We start from the raw sequence: 22,866 nt of genomic DNA on the forward strand, positions 1-22,866 counted from the left end.
TCCGACAGGTCGCCCGTGCCGACCACGAAGCCCTGCCGCTGGTTCGCCAGCCGGAACAGGTAATCGGTGCGCAGGCCCGCCTGCACATTCTCGAACGTCACGTCATACACCGGCTCGCCGCTGGCGAAGGGGTGGCCCATGTCCTTCAGCATCTGGGTCGTGGCGGGGCGGATGTCGATCTCCTCGCCCGTGACGCCCAGCGCGCGCATCAGCGCCCAGGCATTGCCCTTGGTCGTGTCCCCGGTGGCGAAGCCCGGCATGGTGAAGCCCAGGATTGCGGTGCGGGGCAGGCCGAGCCGGTCGCACGCCTTGGCCGCGACGATCAGGGCATGGGTCGAATCGAGTCCGCCCGAGACGCCGATCACCAGATTGTGGCTGCCGGTCGCCTGCATCCGCTTGGCCAGGCCCTCCACCTGGATGTTGAAGCTTTCAAAGCAATCCTCGTCCAGCCGCGCGGGATCGTCGGGCACGAACGGGAAGCGCGGCACCACCCGCTCCAGGCCGACATCGGCAAAGTCGGATTGATGGTCGAAGGCGATCCGGCGGAAGCGGGTTTCGGGATGGTCGTGCGCGCGCGCCGCGTCGTTGAACGTGCCGAACCGCATCCGCGCCTGGCGCAGTCGGGCGAGGTCCATGTCGGCATAGATCAGTTCCGGCTCATGATCGAACCGGCCCGATGCGGCGAGGCGATAGCCCAGTTCGTGGATCATCGCCTGCCCGTCCCAGGCGAGGTCGGTCGTGCTTTCGCCCGGGCCGGACGCCGAATAGACGTAGGCGGCGGTGGCGCGCGCCGACTGCGATGCGCCATACAGGTCGCGCTCCCGCTCCTTGCCGACCACGATGTTGGACGCGGACAGGTTGGCGAGGATCAGCGCGCCGGCCATCGCCCCGTAGGAGGAGGGCGGAATCGGCGCCCAATAATCCTCGCAAATCTCGATATGGAAGACGAAGTCGGGCAGGTCGCGCGCGGCGAAGATCAGATCGGGGCCGAACGGCACCTCCTCACCCGCGACGATGATGGACAAACCGGACAGGCCGACGCCGGGGGCGAACCAGCGTTTCTCATAATATTCGCGATAATTGGGCAGGTAGCTTTTGGGCACCACACCCAGCACGCGTCCGCGATGGATCGCGATCGCGCAATTGTAGAGCCGCCCGTTGCGGCGCAGCGCCGCGCCGACCAGCAGAACCGGCTTCAGCGTGGCGCTGGCGGCGATCAGCTTCGCCAGCTCCGCCTCGACCTGGTTGAGGAGGGCGTCCTGCAGGTGCAAATCGTCGATCGCATAGGAGGACAGGCACAGTTCGGGATAGACGATCAGGTCCGCGCCGCGCCGGTCGCCGTCCTCCGCCAGGGCCAGGATCGAGCGGGCATTGGCAACGGGGTCGCCCGCCGTCGCCACCGGGGTCGCCGCGGCAACCCGAACCATGTCCTGCGCGTGAATCGAATAAAAGCGGTCAGCCATTCCCGGACCCTGCTGTTGATGCCGTGTTGATGCAACCAACGGGAGGGCAAAGGGTGCCGGACCGGCCGATCAGGCGGCGATCCGCTCGGTCACGCGTCCGTTGAGCGAGACGGGGCCGGCGGCCACGATCTCCACGTCCACGAGGTCGCCGATGCGGCCGCCGTCGATCAGCACCGATTGCAGCCAGGGTGACTTGCCCAGCATCTGACCGGGTGACTTGCCCTGCCGCTCGATCAGCACCTGGCAGCTGCGCCCGACCGTGGCGCGGTTGAAGGCGAATTGCTGTTCGGACAGCAGCGCCTGGAGCCGCTGGAGCCGATCGTGCATCACCGCCTCGGCCACCTGTTCGGTCATGGTGGCGGCGGGCGTGCCGGTGCGCGGCGAGTATTTGAAGCTGAACGCCTGGGCGTGGCCGATGGCACGCACCACCGCCAGTGTTTCCTCGAACTCGGCGTCGGTTTCGCCCGGGAAGCCGACGATGAAGTCGCCGGAAATGGCGATGTCCGGCCGCACCGCGCGCACGCGTTCGATCAGGCGCAGATAGCTGGCGACATCATGCGCCCGGTTCATCGCCTTCAGCACGCGGTCGCTGCCCGCCTGCACCGGCAGATGGAGGAACGGCATCAGGCTTTCCACCTCGCCGTGCGCCGCGATCAGGGCGTCCGTCATGTCGTTGGGGTGGCTGGTGGTGTAGCGGATGCGCTCCAGCCCCGGCAGGCGGTCGAGCGCGCGGATCAGCCCGTCCAGGCCCTGCGTGCGTCCCGCTTCGTCCTCGCCGGTCCAGGCATTGACGTTCTGACCCAGCAACGTGATCTCGCGCGCGCCGCGCTCGACCAGCGCCCTGGCCTCCACCACCACTGCGCTCCACGGCCGCGACACTTCGGCACCGCGCGTATAGGGCACCACGCAATAGGTGCAGAATTTGTTGCACCCTTCCTGCACGGTCAGGAACGCGCTGGGCCCGGCGTTGCGGCGCGACGGCAGCGCATCGAACTTGGACGCGGCGGGCATGTCCGTGTCGATCGCCTTGGTGCCCGACGCGGCCTCCGCGATCAAAGCCGGCAGATTGTGATAGGCTTGCGGGCCGACGACCAGATCCACCGCCTTCGCCCGGCGCGGAATCTCGCCGCCTTCGGCCTGGGCGACGCAGCCCGCGACCGCGATCATCGGCTTGCCGCCATCCCGGCGCGCGATGCGGCCGATGTCCGAATAGACCTTCTCCGCCGCCTTCTCCCGGATGTGGCAGGTGTTGAGCACCACCAGTTCGGCATCGTCGGCGCCCGCCTCCACCATGCCCTGTTCCTGCATCAGCTCGGCCATGCGGGTCCCGTCATAGACGTTCATCTGACAGCCGAACGACTTGACGTGGAAGCTCTTGGGGACTGGGCGGGACATGGGCCGGGCCATAGCGGAGGCGGGGGAAACAAGAAAGCGGCCCGGCATCGCCCGACCGCTTTCCTCCACCCGTTGGATGTACGGCATCCTCTCCCAACACCGGCGCGTGGCCGATCGCTTTGCCGGTGCCGTGCCGACGCGATGGCAGGCCTCTACGTTGCAGGATATGGGCCCACAAGCAAAGCCTGAGATGTTGCGGAAATGATAACGGTACCATTGCAGAAGCGTGACTTTGCGGACACATTTCACCGATGGTGACGTAGGGTATCCGGACCGCTAATCGGCGCTGCATGCGCTTCTCCCGTCCACTTCGCCTCGACCTGAACAGCGACTCGCTGGTCGCGAACTGGCGCATGCTGGCCGCGCAGGGCGGGACGGCGGCATGCGGCGCGGCGATCAAGGCCGATGGCTATGGGCTGGGTGCGCGCGGAGTGGCGGTGCGCCTTGCCAAAGCAGGCTGCCGCGACCTGTTCGTCTCCAACTGGGCGGAGGCGGAGGCGCTTGGCGCGCTGCCCGAGGGTGTCGCCTTGTCCGTGCTGCACGGGGTTCGCGCGGAGGACATGGCGCTTGCACGGACCTTGCCGGCCCGCCCCGTGTTGAACAGCGCCGCGCAGGTCGCGCGCTGGCGGGATGCCGGTGGCGGCAGGTGCGACGTAATGGTGGATACCGGCATGAGCCGGCTCGGCCTCGATCCGCGGGAGGCGTGCTCGGGGCTGCTCGACGGTTTGGACATCGACACTTTGCTGAGCCATCTGGCCTGCGCCGAGGAGCGCGATCACCCGCTCAACGCGATGCAGCTGGCGCGGTTCGTCGCCGTTCGCGCGAAAGTGCCGGCGCGCCGCTACAGCCTCGCCAATTCGGCCGGCATCCTGCTCGGGCGCGATTATGCGTTCGATCTCACCCGTCCCGGCCTGGCGCTCTATGGCGGGATCCCGGACCCGAATGACGCAGAGCAGCGCGCCGCGTTGCAGCAGGTCGCGCGGCTGATGGCGCAGGTGCTGCAAATACGCAACGTGCCCACCGGCGAAAGCGTCGGCTATGGCGCGACCTGGGTCGCCGCGCGCCCGTCAACGGTGGCGATCCTCAATATCGGCTATGCCGACGGCCTGTTCCGCCGGCTTGCCCCGCTTCTGTCCGTGTCGTGCGAGGGCGCGCCTTGCCCGGTGATCGGCCGCATTTCGATGGACCTGACGGCGGTGGACGTGACCGGCGCGGGGGTGACGGAGGGCGACTGGCTGGAACTGGACTTCGCCTTGCCCGATCTCGCCGCAGGTTCGGGCCTGTCGCAATATGAGCTGCTGACCAGCCTGGGCCAGCGGTTCGACCGGCGCTGGCGCGATTGAAGGCGACCGGTTCGATCAGCCCAGCAGCGAAGCCACCCATTGCGGCACCAGCAGCGATGCGGGGCCGTGGCGCGCTTGGTCGAACCAGCCTGTGCCGGCCGACGGTTCCAGGTTGAGCTCCAAGGTTGCGGCAACGGCTGCATTCGCCATCTGGACGAAGCCCGCGGCGGGATAGACCGCGCCCGACGTTCCGATCGACACGAACAGGTCGGATTCTCACAAGGCCGACTCGATCTCTGCCATGCGGTAGGGAATCTCACCGAAGAAGACGATGTCGGGGCGCAGCATTCCCGCTGGCCCGCAGGCGGGACAGGGCGGCCCGCCCATCATCTCGCCCGCGAAACGCGACCGCGCGTCGCAGCCGCCGCAAAGGGCCGACATCAGTTCGCCATGCATGTGGATCAGCCGGCGGGCGCCGGCCCGCTCGTGCAGGTCGTCCACATTCTGCGTCACGATGGTCAGCCCGCCGGTCCACGCCGCATCCAGCCGCGTCAAAGCTTCATGCGCCGGATTGGGCGCGACCTGCGCCAGCGCCGCCCGCCGCGCATCATAGAAACGCAGCACCATCTCGGGGTCGCGCGCCAGCGCCTCGGGCGTGCACACATCCTCGACCCGGTGCCCCTCCCACAGCCCGCCGGGCCCGCGAAAGGTGGCGATGCCGCTTTCGGCGGAAATGCCGGCACCGGTGAGGATGACGATGTTGCGAACGGGGGCGGCCATGTCCGCACGCTATCCCAAGCCTTGCCCCCTCGCCAATCTCCCGCCCCTGTGCCAGACGGCCGGCATGACGATCGGGATCGGTATCATCGGCGCAAGCGGGCGCATGGGACAAGCGATCGCCGCCGAGCTTGGCGATGCGGCACGGCTTGCCGGGGGCATCGACCGGGCAGGGCCGGTGTTCGGCAACCATGCCGATGCCGCTGCCCTGGCGCGCGCGTCCGACGTGATGATCGACTTCTCCTCGCCCGCCGCTTTGGCGGATGTGCTGGCGGCAGCGACCGAGGCGGGCACCCCGCTGGTGATCGGCACCACCGGCCTCCGGGCCGAACATCATGCCGCAATCGACGGTGCCGCCCACGCAATCGCCGTGCTGCAAACCGCCAACACGTCGCTTGGTGTCAACCTGTTGAGTGCCCTGGTCGAGCAGGCGGCGCGCCGGCTCGGCCCCGACTGGGACATCGACATCGTCGAGATGCATCACCGCCACAAGGTCGACGCACCCTCCGGCACCGCCCTGCTACTGGGCGAGGCGGCCAATGCGGGGCGCGGCGCGGCGGACGGCGCGCTCAACCGCTTCGGGCATGACGGCCGGCGCGAGGAGGGGGGCATCTATTATGCCGCACTGCGCGGCGGATCGGTGGCGGGCGATCACCAAGTGGTCTTCGCGACGGACGGCGAGCGGATCGAGCTGGGCCATCGGGCGGAAAGCCGCGTCATCTTCGCGCGCGGCGCGGTGAAGGCGGCGATGTGGCTCGCGGGCAAGCCGGCGGGCCGCTACACGATGGCCGACATGCTCGGCTTCTGACGTGAAGCGCGACGCGATTTTCGAATTCTATCGCCGCCTGGCGGATCAGGATCCGTCACCCGAAACCGAACTCGAATATGTGAACCCCTATACGTTGCTGGTGGCGGTGGCCCTGTCGGCGCAGGCGACCGACGTCAGCGTCAACAAGGCGACGCGCGCGCTGTTCGAGACGGTGCGCACGCCGCAGGCGATGGTCGAACTGGGTGAGGAGGGGCTCAAGGCGCACATCAAGGCGATCGGCCTGTTCAACACCAAGGCCAGGAACGTGATCGCTTTGTCCGAACAGTTGATCGCGCACCATGGCGGGAATGTGCCGCGTGATCGCGCGGCGCTGGAAAGCCTGCCGGGCGTCGGCCGCAAGACCGCCAATGTGGTGCTGAACGTCGCCTTCGGGGAGGAGACGATAGCGGTCGACACGCACATCTTTCGCGTGTCCAACCGCACCGGCCTCGCGCCGGGCAAGGATGTGCTGGCGGTCGAGCTGAAGCTGGAAAAGGTCACGCCCCGGCCGTTCCGCAGTCATGCGCACCATTGGCTGATCCTGCACGGCCGTTACGTCTGCAAGGCGCGCAAGCCCGAATGCTGGCGCTGCATAGAAATCGACCTATGCCGCTACGAACCGAAAACGCCTCCGCCGAAATCCGTCGCGCAATCGGGGTAGCGGCGGCGCAAAGCCTCTGCTAAGCGACCGCTTCCGGCACCAGGCACCCGTAGCTCAGCTGGATAGAGCGCTGCCCTCCGAAGGCAGAGGCCAGGGGTTCGAATCCCTTCGGGTGCGCCACCTGCGCTTGTTTCAGGCGGTGGCGGCATATGCCTTGGCCTTCCCCGCAAAGTTCGGGCGCGCGTTCGTGCTTGCGGACCGGGTCGGGTTCGATGTTACGCCGGTCAGTTCGCGTCGGGGGAGGCAGCGCCCTTGCGCAGGTCGTCGTCTCCGGTCAACGCCAGCAGCGCGCGGCGGGCGCCATATTGGACGCCCCAGCCGATCGCATAGGTCACGATCGCGGGTGCGACGATACGGAGCGCCTGCTGCGTCAGGTAGCCGCCGATGGCACCCTTGATCCCGCTGTCACCATCCTGTCGGTCGATCGCCGCCCCGACGAGCATCGCAAGCATGTTGTTGGCCAAAACCTGTCTCCTCAACGATCGTGCATGATCCCGCTTATCGGTCCCGTGTCAGGACGCGGCGGTCTTGGCCCCCGTGCGATAATCCCGATCCGCATGGTCGATCGCCGTCAGCAGATCCTGGAATTCGTAATTCTGCTCGAGTGGGTATGCGCGCTTGAAACTTTGGCCAAGCGCCCGGAGATCCCGCTCCGTCAGCAGGCCGACCGCGACGACCCGTTCCTGTTGTGGCACGCTTCACCTCGCATTGATTGGACTGGAAGAACGAGCCCAAGCCTTGCGAGTGCCATTTGTTTCACCGTTGTGACGATTGTTGCCGGCGCGCACGGCATTAGCCGCCGGGCCGGCCATGCGGGATGGCGGCGGCGATGCGTCGGGAGAGCTCCGGCAGCCATCGCTCCGGAGCTCTCGGCATGAACCGGATGTTCAGCGTTTCGGGCGCTTAGCGCGGGGAACTGGACGGTATTTTGTCCTGCGGGTCACTGGAGCCGCGGGACTTGGCGCCTTTTCCGCCCTTGCTGCCTTTGCCGCCATGCTTGCCGGCCTTGTGCTGGCCGCGTGTCGAATCGCTGTTCCAGCCGCCGGACGATGACGCCGATCCCGATTGTCCGCCGGCCATCGCGCCGCCGTCGCTGCTGCTGCTGCTGCTGCCGGCGGTGCCGCGCGGGCCGGTGTCGGTCGAACTGGTGGTGCTCTGGCCGGTGGCGGCGCTGGCCATCAGAAAGGCCGCTGCCGTTGCCAGCAAAATTGTCTTGCTCAGCATCTCTCTTCTCCTGTCGCAATCCCTCCGCCGTTCCCCGTCTTACCGCCGGAGCGCCGCCGGCTTCTTTAACCAGGGTCAGGAAAGCGCGGGCGCGGCATGAAGTAACCCCGCCGCTGCGCGAGTCAGCGCATAGTCAGGCAGTGTGCGCTAGAGGGCAGGGGATGACCGATCTGCTGTCGCATATCCCCCTTCATCTGATCATCATTCTAGGCGGCCTGGTGCTGCTCGGCGTCGTTGCCAGCCGCATTCCCGTGCTGGGCACGCTGGTGCGGGTGGGCAGCTGGGTGGTGCTGATCGTGCTGGCGGGGCTGGCGCTGGACCAGCGCGAGCGGTTCGACCCGCTGGTGGGCAACGTGCTGCGGCGCCTTAAGCTGGAGGATCAGCAGGTGTCGGGCGAGGAGGTGCGGGTACGCATGTCCCCCGACGGCCATTTCTGGGTGAGCGCCAGGCTGGACGGGGTGGAGCGGCGGATGCTGGTGGACAGCGGCGCGACCGTCACCGCCCTGTCGGTCGCCAGCGCGGCGGCGGCGGGGATCGAGGTGCGGGACGAGGTCTTTCCGGTGCTGTTGCGGACGGCCAACGGCACCATCAAGGCGAAAACCGGGACGCTGGACGAGTTGCGCTTCGGCACCGTCGTTGCGCGTGACCTGCCGGTGGTGGTGTCGCCGGCCTTTGGCGACACGGACGTGCTGGGCATGAACTTCCTGTCCATGCTCAAGTCGTGGCGGGTGGAGGGACGCACCCTGATTCTCCAGCCGCACCACCCGCAGGAGGTTCGGCCGGGCTGACGCGCGGTCAGTCGTTGCGGGTCGGCGTGACAGCGCAAAGGCGCGTCGCTCGCGGGGGGGGGGCTTGTCCCACAGCAGGGCAGCCGATCCCGGCGTGCCATGCGCGCCGCCGCCGCCATGGGTGTGGATCTCGCCCGAGCGGCTGAGGAAGCGCGACGTGTCGGTGTCGACCTTTCGGATGATGCGGGCTTCGTAGCTGCGAACGGGAAGGCGTCCTGCCCGAAGGTCTGTCCTGCCGAGCGGCCTGCCGCCGTGCTTGCCTGCAAGTGCCTGCGGTCGTTCGCCAGCCAGGCACGCCGGGCCGGGATCGTCGCAGCCCGGCCGGGATAGCTGTCGCTGGACGGGTAGTCCCCATGGCTGATGCGGGAAGACTGAACCGCGTGCGCCGGCGTGGTGCCACGCGACAGCACCAGGGTCATGAAGACGGGAAGGATGCGGACGCCTGTCTTCCTGATCGACGATCAGGGGCGACGCCTGGTGCAATCCGTGGTTCCGCGCGTGCCCTGCGTGAACGAGCAGCGCGCATAACAAAAAGGCCGCCCGGCGAACCAGGCGGCCTTTTCGTGTTGGTCGGACCGAATAGCGGGCTCAGGCCTGCTCGTCGGTCTCCGCCGCCTGGCCGGCGATCTCGCCCGGCTCGGCATTGGGGTCGTAATCTTCGGTGAAGCCGCCCTGGTCGCGGCCTTCCTCGAAGACCTGCGCCATGACATCAACGCCTTGCGCCTGCAGCTCGGCCTCTTCCGGCGAGCGGGCGACGTTGACCTTGATGGTCACGGCCACTTCCGGGTGAAGCGCCAGGCGCACCACGTTCAGGCCGATCGCCTTGATCGGGCGGTCGAGCACGATCTGGCTCTTGGCGACCTTGATATCCTCGGCCGCCAGCAGTTCGGCCAGGTCACGCGCCGACACCGAACCGTAGAGCTGGCCGGTGTTGGATGCCTGACGGATCAGGGTCAGGGTCTTGCCGTCGACGTCCTTCGATGCCGTTTCCGCATCGGAGCGGCGTGCGGCATTGTCGGCCTCGATCTGGGCGCGGTTTGCCTCGAAGACCTTCTTGTTGGCTTCGTTGGCCCGCAGCGCCTTCTTGCGCGGCAGCAGGTAGTTGCGTGCGAAACCGTTCTTGACGGTAACGACGTCGCCGATGGCGCCGAGCTTCTCGACGCGCTCAAGCAGGATCACGTCCATGTTGGGGCGCTCCCTTCTTACTTAACGATGTAGGGAAGCAGCCCGAGGTGACGGGCGCGCTTGATCGCCTGGGCGAGTTCGCGCTGCTTCTTGGCGGAAACCGCGGTGATGCGGCTGGGAACGATCTTGCCACGCTCGGACACGAAGCCCTGCAGCAGGCGGACGTCCTTGTAGTCGATCCGGGGCGCGTCCTTCGCGGAGAAGGGGCAGCTCTTGCGACGGCGGAAAAAGGCACGGGCCATTGTTATGTTCTCCCTTACGCGGCCGCTTCTTCGCGCTCATCGCGACGACGGTCACCACGGTCACCGCGGGCACGCTCGCGATCGCCACGGCGCATCATCGCCGACGGGCCCTGCTCATGCGCGTCGACGCGCACGGTCATGAAGCGGACGATGTCTTCGTTGATGCCAAGCTGACGCTCCAGCTCGGCGACGACGGCGGTCGGCGCGTCGATCTCGAGCATGACGTAGTGCGCCTTGCGGTTCTTGGCGATGCGGTAAGCCAGCGAGCGAAGACCCCAGGTCTCCGTCTTCACAACCTTGCCGTTATGATCTTCGACGATCTTGGTGGCCATTTCGGCCAGTGCGTCGACCTGCGCCTGTGCCAGATCCTGGCGCGCAAGCAACACATGCTCGTAGAGAGCCATGGTCCATTTCTCCTGCCGATCGCTGACGCCGCCCCATGCGGTCGCCCCTCCGACTGTCGTACAAAGTGATGGGTGTCGAGGCGATGCCCGACCGCGCGTCCATACAGCAATGCCGCCGTGACGCAAGGGCATGCGCCTGTCGGAATGCCGCTTAACCGGCCTTTTACCCGACTTTGGCAAGGACGAAAGGTAACGAGTAGAGAGGCGTAGCGAACCATGGCAGGCGATGAGAGCGGCACCCTGCTCACCGCGGCGGAAATTGCGGACCGCGTGGCCGTCTATGATGCGGACGGCGTGCTGGGCGACGGTTTGCGGGCGCTGTGGAACGATGCGGGCGAGGCGATGATGCAGGCTACCCGGCTGCATTGGGAGCAGGTGACCGATCTGCCCCACAATCGCGACCTGCCGCCCGCCGAAAAGCAGGCAATGATCGAATCGGCCCTGGTCGGGATGCGCATCCGCCTGGCGACCCCGATCGATGCGGCGTGGATCGCCCATGTCGCCAGCCTGGGCCGCGTCGTGTTCCATACCGATGTCCCGTCGCACATGGTCGCGGCGGGGCTGATGCGGCATGCCGCCTTGCTGGAACAGGCGCTCGACCGGCGGTTCGCGGATGACCCGGCGCGTCGCGACCGCCACCGCGCCACCGTCCAGCGGCTGATGATGACGGAGATGGAACTGCTGCTGACCCAGGTCCGCCTGCTCGATCGGAAGCGGGCGGCGGACCAGCGCGGAGCGGAGGGCGAGCGTTTCCGCGCGGACGTGGCAGGCCGGCTGCATGTCGCACTGGAGCAATCGGCCGGGTTGCGCGGGCAGACGCAGGCGACGTGCGCGGCGGCGGCCGACATGCGCAACGCCGCCGCCGAGTTTGCCGGCCGGGCGCGCGACGATGCGGCGCTGATGCATGACGCCATGGCCGATACCGGCCTGCTCAGGACCGTGATGGACGACATGCGCGCGGACATGGAGGGCGCCAGCGTCGTCATCCAGCGCGCGGGATCGGCATCGGACCATGCGCTGCAACTCGCCACCGCCTTGTCTGGCCATGCCCAGGCGATCGAGTCGATCCTCGCCTTGATCCGCAGCATCGCGCGGCAGACCAACCTGCTCGCGCTGAACGCCACGATCGAGGCGGCGCGCGCGGGCGATGCCGGCCGGGGCTTCGGCGTGGTGGCGCAGGAGGTGAAGTCGCTCGCGGCGCAGACGGCGCGGGCCACGGACGAGATCGTGTGCCAGATTTCGGCCATACAATCCGCGACCCGCCACACGGTGGAGGCCAACCGCTCGATCCGCGACACGGTGGACGAGGTGCAGCGGTCGGCAGAGCAGGCGCGGCATTCCATCGCGCGCCAGACCGCGACCGTATCCGGCATTGCCGACGCGGTGCAGCAGGTCGCCTTGTCGGCGCAGGACACGGTCGCAATCCTGGATCATATCCGCGGCGCGGTGGAGCAGGTCGATCGCGACATCGAGTGCATCGCGGTCGGGTCGCGGCGGGTGGATGGCGAGCTGGCCGCGCTGGACGCACTGGCGGGCGACTTCGTGGAGCGGCTTGTCGGATAGCCGGCTAGCCCGTCCGCCGCGCACGCAAGCGGGTGCTTGTCAGGCGCGGCGTAGCTGCCTAACCGCACCTCCTGTTTGTCAGGAGGTTTCATGCGCGCATTCATCTTCCCCGGCCAGGGCAGTCAGGCGGTCGGGATGGGTGCCGATCTCGCCGCCGCCTCGCCGATCGCGCGCGCCGTGCTGGAGGAAGTGGACGACGCGCTGGGCCAGTCCTTGTCGCGGCTGATGTCGCAAGGGCCGGCCGACGAGCTGACGCTGACCGAAAACGCCCAGCCGGCGATCATGGCCAACGCCATTGCGGTGCTGCGCGTGCTGGAAGGCGAGGGCGGGGTGTCGCTGGCCGACAAGGCGGAGTTCGTCGCCGGCCACAGCCTGGGCGAATATAGCGCCTTGTGCGCCGCGCAGGCATTCGACCTGCCGACCACGGCACGCCTGCTCAGGCTGCGCGGACAGGCGATGCAGGCGGCGGTGCCGGTGGGCGAGGGGGCGATGGCCGCCCTGCTGGGCGCGGACTTCGCGCTGGCGCAGGCGATCTGCGCCGATGCGGCGGAAGGCGATGTGTGCCAGGCGGCCAACGACAATGGCGGCGGCCAGGTCGTGATTTCCGGCCACAAGGCGGCGGTGGAGCGCGCGATGGCGATCGCCAAGGAACGAGGGGTCAAGCGCGCGGTGGCGCTGCCGGTCTCCGCGCCGTTCCATTCCTCGCTGATGCAGCCGGCGGCCGAGGCGATGGCCGATGCGCTGGCAAAGGTCGCGGTGCGCGCGCCGCTGGTGCCGGTCTACGCCAACGTCACGGCGGCGCCGGCGAGCGATCCGGCCGAGATAAGCAGCCTGCTGGTCGCGCAGGTCACCGGCACCGTCCGCTGGCGCGAAAGCGTGGAGGCGATGTGGGCGGCCGGCGTTACCGATTATGTGGAGTTCGGCGCCAAGGTGCTCGGCCCGATGGTCAAGCGGATCGCGCCGGACGCGACCGTCACCAGCGTGACGACGATGACCGATGTCGAGGCTTTGGCGAAAACCCTCTGATCGCCACCCGATGCGGGGTGGCGTGGACGACAGACGATAGATCCTGCCGGCGCAGGCAAGACGGAGACACGGAATGTTCGACCTTTCAGGCATGACCGCGCTGGTGACCGGCGCGTCCGGGGGCATCGGCTCGGCGATAGCCAAGGCACTGGCGGCGCAGGGTGCCCGGGTGGCGCTGTCCGGTACCCGTCAGGAGGCGCTGGACGCCGTCCAGGCGGAGATTGGCGGTGATGCGGTGACGGTCACGGCCAACCTGTCCGACACGGCATCGGTCGAGGCTCTGGTGCCGAACGCGATCGAGGCGCTGGGCGGCAAGCTCGACATCCTGGTCAACAATGCCGGCGTCACCCGCGACAATCTGGCGATGCGGATGAAGGATGACGAATGGGACCAGGTGATCTCCGTCAACCTGGAGGCCGCCTTTCGCCTGATCCGGGCCGCCAGCCGCCCGATGATGAAGGCGCGCTTCGGCCGCATCATCTCGGTCACGTCGGTGGTGGGATGGACCGGAAATCCCGGCCAGGCCAATTACGCCGCGTCCAAGGGCGGGCTGACCGCCATGACCAAGGCGCTGGCGCAGGAGTTTGCCAGCCGCCAGATCACGGTGAACTGCGTGGCGCCGGGCTTCATCCGCTCCGCCATGACGGACGTGCTGAACGATCAGCAGAAGGGCGCCATCCTGCAACGCATCCCGGCCGGCGACCTGGGGCAGGGAGCGGACATCGGTGCCGCCGCCGCTTACCTCGCCAGCCGCGAGGCCGGGTACGTCACCGGACAGACGATCCACGTCAACGGCGGCATGGCGATGCTCTGACGCCCCTCTTGCGGGACGGCAGGCACGCAGCTAGGGCAACGCAAAATCCAGACTAGGGAAACAGAAAAGCCATGAGCGACACCCCCGATCGCGTGAAGAAGATTGTCGTCGAGCATCTCGGCGTCGAGCCGGAGAAGGTCACCGAGGACGCGAGCTTCATCGATGATCTCGGCGCGGACAGCCTCGACATCGTCGAACTGGTGATGGCGTTCGAGGAAGAATTCGGCGTGGAGATCCCGGACGACGCGGCCGAGAAGATCACCACCGTCAAGGATGCCATCAGCTACATCGACACCCACAAGGGCTGATCGATCGCCGGCAACGGCTAGAAACGGCTTCCCGGCGCAGCTGCGTTGGGGAGCCGTTTTCGGTTTAAACGAAGTCGCCTTCGCGTAGCCGAAGGCTTATGTCTCCACCCCCGATGGCGCGTTTTTGCCGAACCGGCACGGACCTCCGCCAGCACGAAGGGTGACAAAAAGAGAAGAAGGAGCGGACGATGCGTCGGGTGGTCGTGACTGGATTGGGGCTCGTGACCCCGGTGGGCGCCGATGTGGAGACCGCCTGGGCGAACATCCTGGCCGGCAGGTCCGGCGCGGGACGGATCCAGCGTTTCGATCCTTCCGACCAGGCCTGCACCATCGCGTGCGAGGTCAAACCGGCGGATCACCCGTGGGGCTTCGACGCCGGCAAGCGTGTCGATCACAAGGTCCAGCGCCAGGTCGATCCCTTTATCGTCTTCGGCATCGATGCCGCCGGCCAGGCGCTGGAAGATGCCGGCATCGGCGAATTGTCCTATGAAGAATCGATTCGCGTCGGATGCGTGATGGGCTCGGGCATCGGCGGCCTGCCGGGGATCGAGAGCGAATCGATCGTGCGCCACGAAAAGGGGCCGCGCCGTGTCTCCCCGCATTTCGTGCATGGCCGCCTGATCAACCTGATCTCGGGCCAGGTCTCCATCAAATACGGCTTGCGCGGTCCGAATCATGCGGTGGTCACCGCATGCTCGACCGGCGCCCACGCCATCGGTGACGCCGCGCGGATCATCGCCGCCGACGATGCCGACATCATGGTGGCGGGCGGTGCGGAAAGCGCGATCTGCCCGCTGGGCATTGCCGGCTTCGCGCAGGCGCGCGCTTTGTCCACCGGCTTCAACGACACGCCCGAAAAGGCATCACGCCCCTATGACAAGGACCGCGACGGCTTCGTCATGGGCGAAGGCGCGGGCATGGTCGTGCTGGAGGAATATGAACATGCCAAGGCGCGCGGTGCGAAGATCTATGCCGAGGTGGTTGGCTACGGCCTGACCGGCGACGCTTATCACGTCACCGCGCCCCACCCGGAAGGTGACGGCGCTTATCGCTCTATGCAGATGGCGCTGCGCAAGGCCGGGCTGGAGCCCAAGGACATCGATTACATCAACGCCCACGGCACCTCGACCCCGCTGGGTGACGAGCTGGAGCTGGGCGCGGTCCGCCGCCTGTTCGGCGATGCGATCGACACCGTGTCCATGTCGTCCACCAAGTCGATGATCGGCCACCTGCTCGGCGGAGCCGGCGCAGTCGAATCGATCTTCTGCATCCTGGCGCTGCGGGACCAGATCGTGCCGCCGACCATCAACCTGGACAATCCCAGCGACAGCTGCGTCGGCGTCGACCTCGTTCCGAACGAAGCCAAGAAGCGGCCGGTCAAGGCGGTGCTGAACAACAGCTTCGGCTTCGGCGGGACCAATGCCAGCCTGGTGATGCGGGCGATTTGATCCCACGGCACCTGGCGACCTAGGATAGATTCGTGGCGAAACGATCCTCTGCAGGACGCGGCATCGGCTGCCTTCTGATCGTGGCCCTGCTGGTGGCGGGGCTCGGCTGGTTGTACCTGTACCGCAACTGGACCGGGCCCGGACCGGCGGAGGCACCCACCACCCTGGTCGTGCCGCAGGGCTCCACCCTCGCCGCCGCCGCGCGCGAGCTGGAGCGGGTCGGCGCGGTGCGCTCCACCACCGGCTTCCTCCGCTTTGCCCGCCGCTTCGGATCGAACGAGCCGATCAAGGCCGGCGAGTATGAAGTCTCGCCGGACATAAGCGCGCGCGAGATCCTGGCCCTGCTGCAGAGCGGGCGGACGGTGCAGCGCCTGGTCACCATCCCGGAAGGCATGCCGTCGATCCTGGTGTTCGAGCGGATCGCGCGCGAGAAGCTGCTGACCGGCAAATTGCCTGTGCCCGCCGAAGGGTCGGTCCTGCCCGGCACCTACAGCTTCCAGCGGGGCGAGCCGCGCAAGGCGGTGCTGAAGCGGATGCAGGATGCGATGACGCACACGCTCGATCAGTTGTGGATGACGCGCAAGGCCAACACCGCCGTCAACAGCAAGGCGGAGGCGATGACCCTGGCCGCGATCGTGGAAAAGGAAACCTCGGTCCCACAGGAGCGGGCGATGGTGGCGGGCGTCTACAGCAACCGCCTGCGCACCGGTATGCGGCTGCAGGCTGATCCGACGATCATCTACCCGATGACCCACGGCAAGCCGCTGGGTCGCCGCATCAAGCTGAGCGAGGTGCGCGCCAGGAACGATTACAACACCTATGCCATGACCGGTTTGCCCAAGGGCCCGATCACCAACCCCGGCAAGGATTCGATCGCGGCGGTGCTGGCGCCGGCCAACACCGATGCCCTGTATTTCGTGGCGGACGGCAAGGGCGGGCACGTTTTCGCCAGCAACCTGGCCGATCACAATGCCAATGTGCAGCGTTATTACCGGCTGCGAAAGGCGCAGGGCGCGCGCTGACGTCGGGGCGCGGGGCGGGTTGTGTTGATCGCGATCGACGATCCGCTCCCTGCCGAATTGAGGCGGTTCAACAGCCGATCATGGTTTCGGTGGAGGCGGCCGCCATCAGCAGCCGGCTGGGGAGAGGCGCTCTTCCCCTCAAGCGGCCCCTACAGTCGCAACCCTTCCGTTTCGGCCAGTCCCGCCATCAGGTTCAGGCTCTGCACGGCGGCACCGGCGGCACCCTTGCCCAAATTGTCGAGCGCGGCGATCAGGCGCGCCTGTCCGGCATCGTCGCTGCCGCAGACGAACAGGTCCAGCCGATCGCTGTCGGCGGCATGTTCGACGGTCAGCATGGCCGGCTGATCCTGCTGCACCCGCACCAGCGCGCTGCCGTGATAGGCCTCCGCCAACGCATCGCGCAGCTGGCGCAGGCTCGGCCTGCCCGGCAGCAGGTGCAGGTGGAGCGGCACCTCCACCAGCATCCCGCGATAGGTACGCGCCACCGCGGGGGCGAAGATCGGCGCGTGGGTCAGCCCGGCATGGCCCCGCATTTCCGGCACATGCTTGTGGCCGAGACCCAGGGCATAAGCGCGGAATGCGGTGTCGCCGGCGGCGGGATCGTCCGGCTGCTCGAACGCGGCGATCATGCTCTTGCCGCCACCGGAATAGCCCGACACGGCGTTGACGCTGACCGGCGTGTCGGCGGGCAGCAGCCCGCAGCGGACCAAAGGCCGTACCAGCCCCAGAAAACCGGTCGGGTAGCAGCCGGGATTGGACACGCGCCGGGCTTCGGCCACCCGGGCCCGCCCGTCCGGCTCAAGCTCGGGAAAGCCATAGGTCCAGGCGGCATCGGTCCGGAATGCGGTGGATGCGTCGATCACCCGCGTGCGCTGGTTGTCGATCAGGCCCACCGCCTCGCGCGCGGCGTCGTCGGGCAGGCAGAGGATGACGATGTCGGCGTCGTTCAGCATCTCGCGCCGCGCGGCGGCATCCTTGCGCCGCTCTTCGGGCAGGGTGAGGAGCGTCACGTCCCCGCGCCCTGCCAGCCGTTCGCGGATTTCCAGCCCGGTGGTGCCGGCCGCGCCGTCGATAAAGATCTGTGTGGTCATGCTGCGATCCGGCGCCGTGCGATGATGGGTTGGGGGTAAGCGGAGGTCAGGCGCGCGACGACGTCGGCCAGCGGCTCGATCACCGTCCGCATCCAATGCGCATTGGCATGCACGATGCGGTCGGCATCGACCATGATGCCGACATGGCCGGGGAAGAAGACCAGGTCGCCGCGTTGCAGGGCCGCATCGTCGGGCAGGAATTTGCCGACGGTCTCCCGCTGCTGGTCGCTGTCGCGTGGTGCGGAGATGCCGCCCATTTCCAGCGCGCGCTGGACCAGCCCCGAACAGTCGAGCCCATCGGCCCCTCGACCGCCCCACAGATAGGGCAACCCGACCATCCCCTCGGCCGCCGTCACCGGATCCACGATCGCACCCAGCGGCGCGACGTGCCGGGCATGGAGATAGCCGTCGGCGGTGCGCAGGTAGCCGTCGCCTTCATCGCCCGCGACGCACGCGCCCAGCGGCAGCGTCCCCAGACAGGGCGACTTGATGTCGGGATGGGCGAAGATCAGCGCGGCCGGGGCCGTCACGCGATGCGTCGGCGCGGTGATCGGGCCCAAGGCGGCGGCGGAGACATACCCGACATAATGGTCGTGCAGGCTATACCCCCACGCCCATCCGCCCGCCTGATCCAACAAGGCAAAGCCTTCGCCCTGCACGATCTGCGACACGGCGGGGGCAGAGGTGGACGGGCGGGCGCGGAGCATGGCGAAGGGGGCGATGCAGGCGCTGGTTTCGGCCCGCGCATAATGGGGGGCGAACAGCTGTCCTGCCAGCGCGATGTCGGCAATGTCGGGCCGGTAGGCGTGAATGCGCGGGTCGAGCCGCCGCGACGGCCCGCACAGCCGAAAGCCGTCAGGCCGCTGCGTGTCGCAACTGCCCGCTGAGGTGCGCGGGCGCGTCGCCGTCGATAAGCCCTCCAAAGCCTTCAAGGAAATTGGTCCCCATGTCCGTCGGCGCGATGAAGATGTTGCGGCGATCCGCCTCATCCCGCTCGCGGCGCAGATAGCCGAGCGCACCCAGCGTGTTCAAGGCGCGGGTGACGACCGGCTTGGACACGCCCAGCGCCTGCGCCAGCCCCCGGACCGTATGCGGCCCGGGCGTCAGGTAAACCAACAATAAAAGAGCCATCTGCCGATTGGTGAGGTCCGGCTGCCCCGAACGGACATATCCCACCAGCGTCTGCATCCAGCCCGACAGGGTCGTATCGTGTATCATTGCCCGGCCTCGGTGAAAACATCATCCTCTTGGTCAGCAGAACACATGGGCGCGCCGATCGTTTCATCGGCGAATAGGATTGCGAAGCTTTGATTAACTTTGACCGTAACGGTGGCGCATCATGCTCCACGCGGCGCGCAGGCCCAGCGCCTCGCCGCCCTTGGGCCGCCCCGGCTTGGCCGCCGGACGCCACGCAAAGGTGTCGAGATGGGCCCAGTGTGTGCCTTCGCCCACGAATTTCTCCAGGAACAACGCCGCCGTGATCGTGCCGGCAAAGGCCCCGCCGGCATTGTTGATGTCGGCCACGTCGGATTTCAGCATGTCCAGATAGGGCGCCCACAATGGCAGCCGCCACAGCGGGTCGTGCGTCCGCTCGCCCCCGGCGATCAGGTCGGCGGCAAGCGCGTCGTCATTGGCGAACAAGGCGGGCATGTCGGGGCCGAGCGCCACGCGCGCCGCGCCGGTCAGCGTGGCGAAGTCGATCACCAGCTCCGGCGCCTCCTCGCACGCCTTGGTCAGCGCATCGGCCAGGATCAGGCGGCCTTCCGCGTCGGTGTTGCCGATCTCCACGAACAGGCGCTTGCGGCTGCGCAGGACGTCGCCGGGGCGGAAGGCGTCGCTGGAAATGGCATTCTCCACCGCCGGGATCAGCAGGTGGAGCCGCACCGGCAGGCGCGCCCCCATGATCAGCCGGGCAAGCGCCAGCGCGTGGGCGGCCCCGCCCATGTCCTTTTTCATCAGCAGCATGCCCGACGACGGCTTGATGTCGAGCCCGCCCGAATCGAAGCAGACGCCCTTGCCCACCACCGCCACGCGCGGGTGGGCGGGATCGCCCCATTCCAGCTCGATCAGGCGCGGCGCGCGGGCATCCGACGCGGCGCGGCCGACCGCGTGGATCATGGGGTAATTGTCCGCCAGCGCTTGCCCCTCGGTGACGGTCAAGGTGGCGCCGAAGGCATCGGCAAGGTCGCGCGCGGCCCCCGCCAGTTCGGCGGGGCCCAGATCACTTGCGCCGGTGTCCACCAGGTCGCGCACCAACGCCGTCGCCTCGGCCAGCCGCACGGCCTCATCGATCCGCGCGGGGTCGCTGGTCAGCAGGAGGCGGCCTCCACGCGCTGTCGGCGCCTGGCGATAACGGTCGAAGCTGTGCTGCGCGAGCAGCCAGCCGAGTGCGCCGTCCGCAGCCGCTCCGTTTGCCAGCCGATAGCTCCCCTCGGGCAGCTTGGCGGCGGCCGATGCCAGGTGCCACGGCCCTGCCGTTTCATCTCCGCCGACCGCGACGCTCCAATCCTCCGCCGCCTCGCCCGGCAGGACCACCATCGTGTCCGCCTTGGCGGTGAAGCGCGCCGCCGCGATCGCCGCGCGTGCGCGGGGCGACTGACCCTTCAACCACGCGTCGAACCCCCCCTCAGTCACCACCGCGATGGTGCGGGCGGGCTGGCCACGGTCGGGGGCGAGCAGAGCGGCGAAATCGGTCATGGTGTGGCGCATCCTTGAACACAGGAAGGGGTCAACGCGCGTCCGCCTCAATCAGGCCGACGCGCGCGCCGGTTCCACTGCTGGCGATGGATTCGCGGGTGACGAGAATGGTGGTGCCCGGGGTGAGCACGCCGGCGACGGCGTCGCGAAATCCCTGCGGCAGGCTGGCTTCGGCCATGTCCTCGGCGGACAGTTCGGCCGATGACGGTCGGGGCTGGACGGGGAGCGGCAGGCGCAGCCAATGCTGCCCCGCCGCATCGATCCCGCGCAGCACATAGGCGCTGGTTTCCTCCACCGGCCGCTCGAACGCGACCACGCTGGATCCGATCTGTACCCCGTCGCGCAGCACGATCACCCGCCGGTCGCGGCCGCTCACCAGGATCGATACCGGACCGCTGGCGGCGGCATCGGGCTGCCACCGGTAACTGCCGGATCGTACCCGGTCGCCCGACAACGGCTCCAGCACGGGGCCGACCGGGGCCACTTCGGGCAGGGCTGCATTGTTGGTCACGATCACGGTCAGGCCAAGGCGGGTGATGCCGAACAATTGCTTGGCGAACGTCAAGGGCAGGCGGATGCAGCCGTGGCTGGCGCGATGGCCGGGCAGCTTGCCGGCATGCAGCGCGATCCCGTCCCAGGTCAGGCGCTGCATGAAGGGCATTGGCGCGTTGCTATAAAGGTTGGATCTGTGGTCCACCTCCTTCTGCAGGATGGTGAACACGCCCGTCGGCGTCTCATGCCCATCCTTGCCGCTGGAGATGGTGGTGACGCCGATCGGAATGCCGTTGCGGTACACGAACGCCTTTTGCGCGGTCAGACTGACGATCACGATCACCGGCCCCTCCGGCGCGATCTCCGGCGCCCAGAAAGACTCGCCCGCCGCCATCCGCTCGATCGTCTTTCCCTGCGGCGTCTGGGCGGGCAGCGGCGGGGCAAGGGCGGCGGCGATCGACAAGCCGGTCAGGGCAGGCAGGATATGCCTGGGCAGGGTCTTCATGCAGACCACAGGTGCCAGAGTTTGGCTGATCGGAAAAGCGGGCGAACCTGATGGCTCGCTCGGCCCTGCGAAGCGAGCATTCTGCTCTTCGCAGCGGCGAGCGGCTGTTCACTCCAACCCCGATGCCGTGCCGACACCTCCAGCGTAGCCCCTGTAAAGGCAAGGCCCATGTCTCTCACGTCCGGGTACTGCCGTCCGCCACGCGGCCCACCGCCGGTGGGGCCGTAATCCAGCACGACGGTCAAGCCCGGCCACACCGGGCACCGCTCAACCGGCTACCGGCACCCCGAACAGGTCGTGGTCGTCGGCATCCTCGATCTCGACCCGGACCACATCCCCCGGTGTCAGGCCGAAGGCGTCGCGCAGGTGGACTTCGCCGTCGATCTCCGGCGCGTCCGCCATGGAGCGGCCGGTGGCGCCGCCGTCCTCGTCCGCCGCGTCGATGATGACGTCCAGCGTGCGGCCGACCTTGGCCTCCAGCTTGGCGGCGGAGATGCGGGCGGTCAGATCCATCAGGCGGGCGTAACGCTCCTCCTTGACCTCTTCCGGCACCGCGCCGGGCAGGGTGTTGGCCGCCGCGCCCTCGACCGGCTCGAACCGGAACGCGCCGACCCGGTCGAGCTGCGCCTCGGCCAGCCAGTCCATCAGATATTGGAAATCCGCCTCCGTCTCGCCGGGAAAGCCGACCACGAAGGTCGAGCGGATGGCGATGTCCGGGCAGATCGCGCGCCAGTTGCGGATGCGATCCAGCACCTTGGCGTCGTTGGCCGGCCGCTTCATCGCCCGCAGCACCGATGGCGAGGCATGCTGGAACGGAATGTCGAGGTAGGGCAGCACCAGCCCGTCCGCCATCAGCGGGATCACCCGATCGACATGCGGATAGGGGTAGACGTAATGCAGCCGCACCCACGCCCCCAGCTGTCCGAGGTACCGAGCAAGGTCGGTCATGTCCGCCTTGACCTCGCCCCCGCCCTTCAGCGGATAGGAGGCATGGCGCAGGTCGAGCCCGTAGGCCGACGTATCCTGGCTAATGACCAGCAATTCACGCGTGCCCGCCGCGACCAGCTTCTCCGCTTCGCGCAGGATCGCGTCGGGGCGACGGCTGGCGAGGTCGCCGCGCAGCGCCGGGATGATGCAGAAGGAGCACCGGTGATTGCACCCCTCCGAAATCTTCAGATAGCTGTAATGACGCGGCGTCAGCTTCAGGTCGCGCGCGCGATCCGCCTGCGGCACCAGGTCCAGATAGGCCGACGGCGGCACGGGCGCCGCATGATGCACCGCGCTCACCACCTGTTCATATTGATGCGCGCCGGTGACCGCGAGAACCTGGGGGAAGCGCGCCTGGATCAGCTCCGCCTCTTTCCCCATGCAGCCGGTGACGATCACCCGCCCATTTTCGGCGATCGCCTCGCCGATCGCCTCCAGGCTTTCCTCCTTGGCCGAATCGAGGAAGCCGCAGGTATTGACCAGCACCACGTCCGCACCCGCATAATCGGGGGACATCTGATAGCCGTCTGCGCGGAGCTTGGTCAGGATGCGCTCGCTGTCCACCAGATTCTTGGGACAGCCAAGCGACACCATGCCGACCTTGGGCGGGGAGGGGAGTGTCGTTGCCATGGGATAGCCGCCACATAGGCGATGTGCCGCCGATTTTCGAGGGGTAACGCACG

The 22,866-nt window shown here is 67.8% G+C and carries 24 protein-coding genes, 1 tRNA gene and 1 pseudogene; 11 read left to right on the forward strand and 15 right to left on the reverse strand.

What is annotated here, in order from left to right:
* The coding region (locus Q0D93_RS13450) for an NAD(+) synthase (protein WP_294395255.1) at positions 1-1,463 on the reverse strand (1,463 nt) is incomplete at its 3' end.
* Positions 1,464-1,532: 69 nt separating this feature from the next.
* Complete coding sequence (gene miaB / locus Q0D93_RS13455; RefSeq protein WP_294395299.1) at positions 1,533-2,870, reverse strand: tRNA (N6-isopentenyl adenosine(37)-C2)-methylthiotransferase MiaB; 1,338 nt, start codon at positions 2,868-2,870, stop codon at positions 1,533-1,535.
* Between the two features lie 278 nt (positions 2,871-3,148).
* Here miaB and alr point away from each other — a divergent pair, with 278 nt between their 5' ends.
* Complete coding sequence (gene alr, locus Q0D93_RS13460) at positions 3,149-4,201, forward strand: alanine racemase (protein ID WP_294395256.1); 1,053 nt, start codon at positions 3,149-3,151, stop codon at positions 4,199-4,201.
* 15 nt (positions 4,202-4,216) lie between these two features.
* On the opposite strand, the pseudogene Q0D93_RS13465 reads toward alr, so the two are convergent.
* Positions 4,217-4,921 (reverse strand): annotated as a pseudogene (locus Q0D93_RS13465) (NAD-dependent deacylase).
* A gap of 64 nt (positions 4,922-4,985) precedes the next feature.
* Between Q0D93_RS13465 and dapB the strand changes: the two are divergent.
* From dapB to Q0D93_RS13480, 3 genes are all read left to right on the forward strand, one after another.
* Positions 4,986-5,726 (forward strand): 4-hydroxy-tetrahydrodipicolinate reductase, encoded by a 741-nt coding sequence (gene dapB, locus Q0D93_RS13470; RefSeq protein ID WP_294395301.1) that lies wholly within the window; start codon positions 4,986-4,988, stop codon positions 5,724-5,726.
* A 1-nt stretch (position 5,727) separates the two neighbouring features.
* Positions 5,728-6,387, forward strand: coding sequence for an endonuclease III (gene nth / locus Q0D93_RS13475; protein WP_294395257.1), 660 nt, complete (start codon positions 5,728-5,730; stop codon positions 6,385-6,387).
* A 43-nt stretch (positions 6,388-6,430) separates the two neighbouring features.
* A tRNA-Arg gene (locus tag Q0D93_RS13480) sits at positions 6,431-6,507 on the forward strand.
* Positions 6,508-6,611: 104 nt separating this feature from the next.
* Here Q0D93_RS13480 and Q0D93_RS13485 read toward each other — a convergent pair.
* The 3 genes from Q0D93_RS13485 to Q0D93_RS13495 form a co-directional block, all read right to left on the reverse strand.
* Positions 6,612-6,851, reverse strand: coding sequence for a hypothetical protein (locus tag Q0D93_RS13485; protein ID WP_294395258.1), 240 nt, complete (start codon positions 6,849-6,851; stop codon positions 6,612-6,614).
* A 48-nt stretch (positions 6,852-6,899) separates the two neighbouring features.
* Complete coding sequence (locus Q0D93_RS13490; RefSeq protein WP_294395259.1) at positions 6,900-7,082, reverse strand: hypothetical protein; 183 nt, start codon at positions 7,080-7,082, stop codon at positions 6,900-6,902.
* 208 nt (positions 7,083-7,290) lie between these two features.
* The gene (locus tag Q0D93_RS13495) at positions 7,291-7,611 is read right to left on the reverse strand and encodes a hypothetical protein (protein WP_294395260.1); all 321 of its coding nucleotides are present in this window, start codon (positions 7,609-7,611) and stop codon (positions 7,291-7,293) included.
* Positions 7,612-7,772: 161 nt separating this feature from the next.
* Here Q0D93_RS13495 and Q0D93_RS13500 point away from each other — a divergent pair, with 161 nt between their 5' ends.
* Positions 7,773-8,399, forward strand: coding sequence for a TIGR02281 family clan AA aspartic protease (locus Q0D93_RS13500; protein ID WP_294395261.1), 627 nt, complete (start codon positions 7,773-7,775; stop codon positions 8,397-8,399).
* Positions 8,400-8,987: 588 nt separating this feature from the next.
* On the opposite strand, the gene rplI is transcribed toward Q0D93_RS13500, so the two are convergent.
* From rplI to rpsF, 3 genes are read right to left on the reverse strand one after another with little or no spacing between them, the layout of a single operon-like run.
* Positions 8,988-9,584 (reverse strand): 50S ribosomal protein L9, encoded by a 597-nt coding sequence (gene rplI / locus Q0D93_RS13505; RefSeq protein WP_294395263.1) that lies wholly within the window; start codon positions 9,582-9,584, stop codon positions 8,988-8,990.
* Between the two features lie 17 nt (positions 9,585-9,601).
* Positions 9,602-9,826 carry a 30S ribosomal protein S18 gene (gene rpsR / locus Q0D93_RS13510; RefSeq protein ID WP_294395265.1) on the reverse strand — a complete coding sequence of 75 codons (225 nt, stop codon included), beginning with the start codon at positions 9,824-9,826 and terminating at the stop codon, positions 9,602-9,604.
* A 14-nt stretch (positions 9,827-9,840) separates the two neighbouring features.
* Positions 9,841-10,230 carry a 30S ribosomal protein S6 gene (rpsF, locus tag Q0D93_RS13515; RefSeq protein WP_294395266.1) on the reverse strand — a complete coding sequence of 130 codons (390 nt, stop codon included), beginning with the start codon at positions 10,228-10,230 and terminating at the stop codon, positions 9,841-9,843.
* Positions 10,231-10,446: 216 nt separating this feature from the next.
* On the opposite strand from rpsF, the gene Q0D93_RS13520 reads away from it, so the two are divergent.
* From Q0D93_RS13520 to mltG, 6 genes are all read left to right on the forward strand, one after another.
* Positions 10,447-11,793 carry a methyl-accepting chemotaxis protein gene (locus tag Q0D93_RS13520; protein ID WP_294395267.1) on the forward strand — a complete coding sequence of 449 codons (1,347 nt, stop codon included), beginning with the start codon at positions 10,447-10,449 and terminating at the stop codon, positions 11,791-11,793.
* Positions 11,794-11,883: 90 nt separating this feature from the next.
* Positions 11,884-12,819, forward strand: coding sequence for an ACP S-malonyltransferase (gene fabD, locus Q0D93_RS13525; RefSeq protein ID WP_294395269.1), 936 nt, complete (start codon positions 11,884-11,886; stop codon positions 12,817-12,819).
* Positions 12,820-12,892: 73 nt separating this feature from the next.
* Positions 12,893-13,633, forward strand: a complete 741-nt coding sequence (gene fabG / locus Q0D93_RS13530) for a 3-oxoacyl-[acyl-carrier-protein] reductase (protein ID WP_294395271.1) — start codon at positions 12,893-12,895, stop codon at positions 13,631-13,633.
* A 71-nt stretch (positions 13,634-13,704) separates the two neighbouring features.
* A complete protein-coding gene (locus Q0D93_RS13535) occupies positions 13,705-13,941 on the forward strand; it encodes an acyl carrier protein (protein ID WP_294395273.1) in 237 nt (78 codons plus the stop codon).
* Between the two features lie 188 nt (positions 13,942-14,129).
* Positions 14,130-15,389 carry a beta-ketoacyl-ACP synthase II gene (gene fabF / locus Q0D93_RS13540; protein WP_294395274.1) on the forward strand — a complete coding sequence of 420 codons (1,260 nt, stop codon included), beginning with the start codon at positions 14,130-14,132 and terminating at the stop codon, positions 15,387-15,389.
* A 32-nt stretch (positions 15,390-15,421) separates the two neighbouring features.
* Positions 15,422-16,411, forward strand: coding sequence for an endolytic transglycosylase MltG (gene mltG, locus Q0D93_RS13545; protein ID WP_294395276.1), 990 nt, complete (start codon positions 15,422-15,424; stop codon positions 16,409-16,411).
* A 149-nt stretch (positions 16,412-16,560) separates the two neighbouring features.
* Here the strand turns inward: mltG and argC are convergent, their stop codons facing one another.
* The 6 genes from argC to rimO form a co-directional block, all read right to left on the reverse strand.
* Entirely contained in the window at positions 16,561-17,502 is a 942-nt protein-coding gene (gene argC / locus Q0D93_RS13550) for an N-acetyl-gamma-glutamyl-phosphate reductase (protein ID WP_294395278.1), read from the reverse strand.
* A complete protein-coding gene (locus tag Q0D93_RS13555) occupies positions 17,499-18,347 on the reverse strand; it encodes an NlpC/P60 family protein (RefSeq protein ID WP_294395303.1) in 849 nt (282 codons plus the stop codon). Before Q0D93_RS13555 ends, argC begins: the two co-directional genes overlap by 4 nt.
* 10 nt (positions 18,348-18,357) lie before the next feature.
* Positions 18,358-18,690: a MarR family winged helix-turn-helix transcriptional regulator gene (locus tag Q0D93_RS13560; RefSeq protein WP_294395304.1), complete on the reverse strand. Its 333-nt coding sequence runs from the start codon at positions 18,688-18,690 to the stop codon at positions 18,358-18,360.
* 123 nt (positions 18,691-18,813) lie between these two features.
* Positions 18,814-20,199: a leucyl aminopeptidase family protein gene (locus Q0D93_RS13565; RefSeq protein WP_294395280.1), complete on the reverse strand. Its 1,386-nt coding sequence runs from the start codon at positions 20,197-20,199 to the stop codon at positions 18,814-18,816.
* Between the two features lie 31 nt (positions 20,200-20,230).
* Positions 20,231-21,196, reverse strand: a complete 966-nt coding sequence (locus tag Q0D93_RS13570) for a L,D-transpeptidase (protein ID WP_294395281.1) — start codon at positions 21,194-21,196, stop codon at positions 20,231-20,233.
* Between the two features lie 267 nt (positions 21,197-21,463).
* Complete coding sequence (rimO, locus tag Q0D93_RS13575) at positions 21,464-22,813, reverse strand: 30S ribosomal protein S12 methylthiotransferase RimO (protein WP_294395283.1); 1,350 nt, start codon at positions 22,811-22,813, stop codon at positions 21,464-21,466.
* Between the last annotated feature and the right edge of the window lie 53 nt (positions 22,814-22,866).

Origin of the sequence: uncultured Sphingomonas sp., from assembly GCF_934560975.1 — a bacterium.
GTDB lineage: Bacteria > Pseudomonadota > Alphaproteobacteria > Sphingomonadales > Sphingomonadaceae > Sphingomonas_I.

Bases quoted from the DNA above. Each gene is read 5' to 3' on its own strand.
- Q0D93_RS13560 (WP_294395304.1), bottom strand. From the start codon at position 18,690: ATGCAGACGCTGGTGGGATATGTCCGTTCGGGGCAGCCGGACCTCACC.
- fabD (WP_294395269.1), top strand. From the start codon at position 11,884: ATGCGCGCATTCATCTTCCCCGGCCAGGGCAGTCAGGCGGTCGGGATG.
- Q0D93_RS13495 (WP_294395260.1), bottom strand. From the start codon at position 7,611: ATGCTGAGCAAGACAATTTTGCTGGCAACGGCAGCGGCCTTTCTGATG.
- argC (WP_294395278.1), bottom strand. From the start codon at position 17,502: ATGACCACACAGATCTTTATCGACGGCGCGGCCGGCACCACCGGGCTG.
- alr (WP_294395256.1), top strand. From the start codon at position 3,149: ATGCGCTTCTCCCGTCCACTTCGCCTCGACCTGAACAGCGACTCGCTG.
- rplI (WP_294395263.1), bottom strand. From the start codon at position 9,584: ATGGACGTGATCCTGCTTGAGCGCGTCGAGAAGCTCGGCGCCATCGGC.
- rimO (WP_294395283.1), bottom strand. From the start codon at position 22,813: ATGGCAACGACACTCCCCTCCCCGCCCAAGGTCGGCATGGTGTCGCTT.
- Q0D93_RS13500 (WP_294395261.1), top strand. From the start codon at position 7,773: ATGACCGATCTGCTGTCGCATATCCCCCTTCATCTGATCATCATTCTA.
- Q0D93_RS13535 (WP_294395273.1), top strand. From the start codon at position 13,705: ATGAGCGACACCCCCGATCGCGTGAAGAAGATTGTCGTCGAGCATCTC.
- rpsF (WP_294395266.1), bottom strand. From the start codon at position 10,230: ATGGCTCTCTACGAGCATGTGTTGCTTGCGCGCCAGGATCTGGCACAG.
- fabG (WP_294395271.1), top strand. From the start codon at position 12,893: ATGTTCGACCTTTCAGGCATGACCGCGCTGGTGACCGGCGCGTCCGGG.
- Q0D93_RS13570 (WP_294395281.1), bottom strand. From the start codon at position 21,196: ATGAAGACCCTGCCCAGGCATATCCTGCCTGCCCTGACCGGCTTGTCG.
- Q0D93_RS13565 (WP_294395280.1), bottom strand. From the start codon at position 20,199: ATGACCGATTTCGCCGCTCTGCTCGCCCCCGACCGTGGCCAGCCCGCC.
- rpsR (WP_294395265.1), bottom strand. From the start codon at position 9,826: ATGGCCCGTGCCTTTTTCCGCCGTCGCAAGAGCTGCCCCTTCTCCGCG.
- dapB (WP_294395301.1), top strand. From the start codon at position 4,986: ATGACGATCGGGATCGGTATCATCGGCGCAAGCGGGCGCATGGGACAA.
- miaB (WP_294395299.1), bottom strand. From the start codon at position 2,870: ATGGCCCGGCCCATGTCCCGCCCAGTCCCCAAGAGCTTCCACGTCAAG.
- Q0D93_RS13520 (WP_294395267.1), top strand. From the start codon at position 10,447: ATGGCAGGCGATGAGAGCGGCACCCTGCTCACCGCGGCGGAAATTGCG.
- fabF (WP_294395274.1), top strand. From the start codon at position 14,130: ATGCGTCGGGTGGTCGTGACTGGATTGGGGCTCGTGACCCCGGTGGGC.